The following is a 4841-nucleotide window of genomic DNA, read 5'->3' as shown; positions in this document are numbered from 1 at the left end:
CATCTTCTCAATCAAGTTACTAATAAGGCTATCTTCTACTGTCATTAAACAGTAAAGTAAATGTTCCTGATCAATTTCCTGATTGGAATATTCGTAAGCTAACTTCTCGCAATTATTAATACTTTCAATTGACTTTTGAGTAAACTTATTTATATTCATACGCGCTCCTCCTTTTCATAATTTCATAATCAGTAAAACTATAAATTGTGTCTCACTTCCTACTAATTGTGTTATATCATTCGTTGTTAGCACTGTCAAGTGTCGAGTGCTAATTTATTATTTTTTTATAATTAATAAGAAAATGCAGTCTAGGCCGCCACTTTACGCGTCCCAAACTGCATTTAAAAGTCAATATTTAGTTACAAGTAAGATAATCCAAGCTAGATTAATCCAAGCTCCTTAAAGCCCTTATATAAGCCATCCTTATGGATATCATCTGTTACCATGTCTGCAATTTCCTTAAGCTGTAACACGCCATTTCCCATGCAAACTCCGCAGTTAACATACTCAATCATCTCTAAGTCATTATAGCCATCACCAAAGGCAATAGAATTCTGTCTTGTTACACCGGCTGCTTTTAAGTAGGCCTCAATACCGCTAGCCTTTGTAATGCCACCGATTCCAATTTCTCCGGCAACGCCTACATTTACACCATCTGGAGTAAAGGATAGACCAACTAAAGTAAATTCGTCTCCAAGGTAATCTCCGATTTCCTTAAGCGACTTTCTAGATCTATGGAAAACTAGCTTCTCAACCTTAGGATTAGCCACGATATCCTTTTCAATCTTTAATTTACCTGCTACATTTTTAAGAGGAATACCAATGCTTTCAAGCTCCTTATAGTAGTTTATCATATCCTCTTCAATAGCCGCTGGCACAACGGATTCCTTATCTGTTTGCACTGTGTAAATAATGTCGTTATCATCTAAATAGCCAAAGAGCTTTTTCTTTTGCTCCTTAGTCATGTAGTGATGATAAAGCTCCTCGCCCTTATGAATCACAAAAGCTCCTGCTCCACCAATTATGCCATCAAAGCCAAGGTCAAGTATTGACTTATCTATCTGATAAAGGCTTCTACCAGAACACACTACTGTCTCATGACCATTAGCTCTAGCAAGTCTAATTGCCTCTTTTGTAGATTCAGGGATAACACCATCAAAGCCTCTAAGTGTTCCGTCTATGTCTAAAAATATTACCTTCTTCTCCATTGTATTTCCTTTCCTATTAGTTACTGCTTCTTAGGAAATCTTCCGCAAGACTTTGCCTCCTCACAATAACCAGATACTTCACACTTTGCCTTGAAGTAGTTGTCTGTAACTTCCTTCCACTCCTCAGAGTAGTCTGCAAGTGCCTTCTTTATATCATTCATAAGCCCTCTATATTCCCAAAATGCTCTTGTACATAATCTCTGGTGAGACATATCAATAAGCATTCTAAGGTTAGTTCTAAATACCACCTTAGTTGTCATACCAAGTGGTAAAAGCATAGAACTATCTTCCTTTGCAATATCTAGAGAATTAAGCTTAGCAACTGAATCATTAATATTCTTCATTGCTTCCATATAAATCTTTTTTGCTTCTTCATTAGCCGCAATCTTAGGTGGCATAACATATTCAAAATCGCTAGCACCTGTGTAATCAATATATCTAGTTGAAGCCTGAAGTCTTGTTGGACTTCCTCCAATATGTGTATAAAACTCTCTTATAACCTTAGCTGAATAGCCATCGATTATCATATATACTTGAGGATATTCTAAAACTCTACCATGTCCTGAATTAATACAAGATAAACCTCTCTTGTAGTTCTTCTCGGCATCACTTGTATCGCCACCCCAACATACACCAGCTTCCATGCCCATAAGCTGAATAGGGTTCTTAGCTGTCATTTCTTGAATAATTATTTTACCCATATCTATTTCTCTCCTATTTCTTTTTTCTGCTTGCTTATATTAACATAAAAATCTAATTTATCAAACTCTCTTAATTATATAGGATATAGATACATTTTCCAAATTCTAAAAAATTGGGCCAGTTGCCTGACCCAATAAAATATAAGAAAAAAGTATAAGTAATAATTAGTCTAAATCTTCGCCATTAGTTGCGATTACCTTCTTGTACCAATCGAAGGAATCCTTCTTAGATCTAGATAAATCACCTGTTCCATCATCGTACTTCTTTACGTAAATGAAACCGTATCTCTTAGCCATCTCACCTGTTGAAGCTGAAACTAAATCGATACAACCCCAAGGTGTGTAACCCATTAAGTCAACGCCATCAGCAACGGCTTCTCTCATCTGCTCGATGTGCTGTCTTAAGTAGTCAATTCTATAGCTGTCGTGTACTGAACCGTCTTCCTCAAGTACATCCTTTGCACCAAGGCCATTTTCAACGACCATAAGAGGAATCTGATAACGGCTATAGATTTCATTAAGAGAGTATCTAAGACCCTTAGGGTCAATCTGCCAGCCCCAATCTGAAGCCTTAAGATATGGATTTGGAATACCCATAATAATATTTCCCTTACCAGCCTGCTTTTCTGGATCAGCAGAATAGCAGTTTGACATGTAATAGCTAAATGTGTAGAAGTCCACAGTACCATTCTTTAAGATTTCATCATCTCCTGCTTCCTTCTTAATTGTGATGCCCTTCTCTTCAAAGAATCTGTCTGCATAGTAAGGATATTCACCACGTACCTGAACATCAGAGCAGAACCAGTTCATCATCTGCATAGCTCTCTGTGTTCCAACCACATCATCAGGATTACATGTTAGTGGATACATTGTTGCGAAAATGTTCATATCACCCATCTTGACTTTTGGATAATTATCATGAGCATATTTAACAGCAAGTGCACTAGCAATAAACTGATGATGAAGGCCCTGATAACGAATCTGAGGTTCGTCTGGAATTTCATTCATTGCTACATTTAAGCCCTTAACACAACCAAGTGAAAGTACAGCACCCATTGGCATTGTACCTGAGTTAATCTCGTTAAATGTTAAGAAATACTTAACTCTATCTGAATAACGGTCAAGAAGAGTTTTTGCATATCTTACATAGCAATCAATAACTTCTCTTGAATACCAACCATTATATTTTTCAACTAAAGCATATGGAATTTCATAATGAGAAATTGTAATAAGTGGTTCAATACCATACTTAACACATTCGTTAATTACGTTATCGTAAAACTCTAAGCCCTTCTCGTTAGGTGTTTCTTCCATACCTGTAGGGTAAATTCTTGTCCAGTTAATTGAGAATCTAAATGTCTTAAATCCCATTTCTGCAAAGAGGGCAATATCCTCTTTGTAATGATGATAAAAATCTATTGCCTCATGACTAGGATATAAAGTATTTGGTTCTATTGTAGTTGTAAGTCTCTTAGGATTAGTATGAGAACCATTAGTACACATATCTGAAATAGAAGGTCCCTTACCATCTAAATCCCAAGCTCCTTCAAACTGGTTAGCAGCTGTAGCGCCACCCCATAAAAAATCGTCTCTAAACTTCTTCATATAAGATTTTAATCTCCTTTCTATTTCATCCATCTTTAATATTCCCCTCTAGTCTAACCAAACTATTGTGAAATATTTATCTAATGCTTTTAATAATAAACCGGCGGGGCATAAACCTCGCCGGTTTAAACTCATTTTAATTATAATTATTATTCTTTATCTTAGAGTAATGTAATTAAATCAGCACCAACTTCTGAATTCTTAGCATCTGTTGGGATGATATCTGCATATTCATCTGAGTTAGAAATGATAACTGGTGTATCGATCTTATAACCTGCTTCCTGAATTGTAGCAATATCGAATTCAAGTAATAAGTCGCCCTTCTTAACCTTGTCACCCTGCTTAGCCTTTGTTGTAAAGCCCTTGCCGTCTAACTTAACTGTATCCATACCTACATGGATGAGGATTTCTGCACCATTAGCTGTCTTCATACCGATAGCATGTCCTGATGGGAAGAATACTGTGATTTCGCCATCAGCAGGAGCATATAACTTGCCTTCTGTTGGAACAATTACAAGTCCCTTACCTAAAGCGCCTGAAGCAAATGCTTCATCTGGAGCTTCTGAAAGATCCTTGATTTCACCCTTAATAGGAGCTGCAACTACTTCGCCCTTAGCAGAGCCTGTTTCAACCTTCTTAGCAGGAGTCTTAGGAGCTGAATCCTTGTAGAAGATTAATTCTGAAATAGCAGCTAAAACGATTGCTGCAACTGAAACAACGGCTGCAATTATCATACCATTAGTTTCCTTAGCATGTGTAATGAATGCTGTGTAACCAAATACACCCATACCAGCCATTGTGTATGCTCTAACGCCTGAAGCGATTAATACTGCACCACCAATACCAGCGATTGCACAAGTTCTAAAGAAAGGAGCTTTCTTAGGTAATGTTAAACCATAAATAGCTGGTTCTGTAACACCACAAACACCTGAGATGATTGCAGCTGGAGCAAGTCCCTTAATCTTCTTATCCTTTGTCTTAATCCAGATACCGATACAAGCACCTGTCTGAGCAAATGTTGTAGCAAACATAGCTGCAAGAATTGTATCAGGCTGACCTGCATTAATAGCAACCATAGCAACTGGAACTAAAGCCCAGTGTAAACCGAACATAACGAGTATCTGCCAGAAGAAACCAACAAATAAACCGTAAATAATATTGTTAAATCCTGCAATAGCATTAAATGCTGCACCGATCCAATCAGCAAGTAATGCTGAAACAGGTCCGATAACATAGATTGTCATAACGAATGCGATAAAGAGTGTAATTAATGGAACAAAGAATGTCTTAATTACATCTGGAATAATCTTAGCAACATACTTTCTAA

General features: G+C 37.0%; 5 protein-coding genes. All 5 read right to left on the bottom strand.

Annotated elements, in window-relative coordinates:
- Positions 1-159: Clp protease N-terminal domain-containing protein (locus QVA17_RS12630; protein ID WP_287389247.1), on the bottom strand; the 159-nt coding region annotated here is incomplete at its 3' end.
- 221 nt (positions 160-380) lie between these two features.
- Positions 381-1208: an HAD family hydrolase gene (locus tag QVA17_RS12195; protein ID WP_287389245.1), complete on the bottom strand. Its 828-nt coding sequence runs from the start codon at positions 1206-1208 to the stop codon at positions 381-383.
- A 20-nt stretch (positions 1209-1228) separates the two neighbouring features.
- Positions 1229-1909, bottom strand: a complete 681-nt coding sequence (locus QVA17_RS12190; RefSeq protein ID WP_287389243.1) for an FAD-dependent thymidylate synthase — start codon at positions 1907-1909, stop codon at positions 1229-1231.
- A gap of 165 nt (positions 1910-2074) precedes the next feature.
- The gene (locus tag QVA17_RS12185; RefSeq protein WP_103952266.1) at positions 2075-3514 is read right to left on the bottom strand and encodes a glycoside hydrolase family 1 protein; all 1440 of its coding nucleotides are present in this window, start codon (positions 3512-3514) and stop codon (positions 2075-2077) included.
- Positions 3515-3675: 161 nt separating this feature from the next.
- Positions 3676-4841, bottom strand: a 1166-nt coding sequence (locus QVA17_RS12180) for a glucose PTS transporter subunit IIA (protein WP_287389239.1), incomplete at its 5' end; no start/stop codon positions are given.

The organism is Lachnospira sp. (genome assembly GCF_016290755.1).
In the GTDB taxonomy this organism is placed as follows: Bacteria; Bacillota; Clostridia; order Lachnospirales; family Lachnospiraceae; genus Lachnospira; species Lachnospira multipara.
Note: the sequence above shows the minus strand (reverse complement) of the source record. Positions and strands in the feature narration are given on the sequence as shown.

Coding starts and splice junctions, on each gene's coding strand:
- QVA17_RS12190 (WP_287389243.1), bottom strand. CDS start 1,909: ATGGGTAAAATAATTATTCAAGAAATGACAGCTAAGAACCCTATTCAG.
- QVA17_RS12195 (WP_287389245.1), bottom strand. CDS start 1,208: ATGGAGAAGAAGGTAATATTTTTAGACATAGACGGAACACTTAGAGGC.
- QVA17_RS12185 (WP_103952266.1), bottom strand. CDS start 3,514: ATGAAGAAGTTTAGAGACGATTTTTTATGGGGTGGCGCTACAGCTGCT.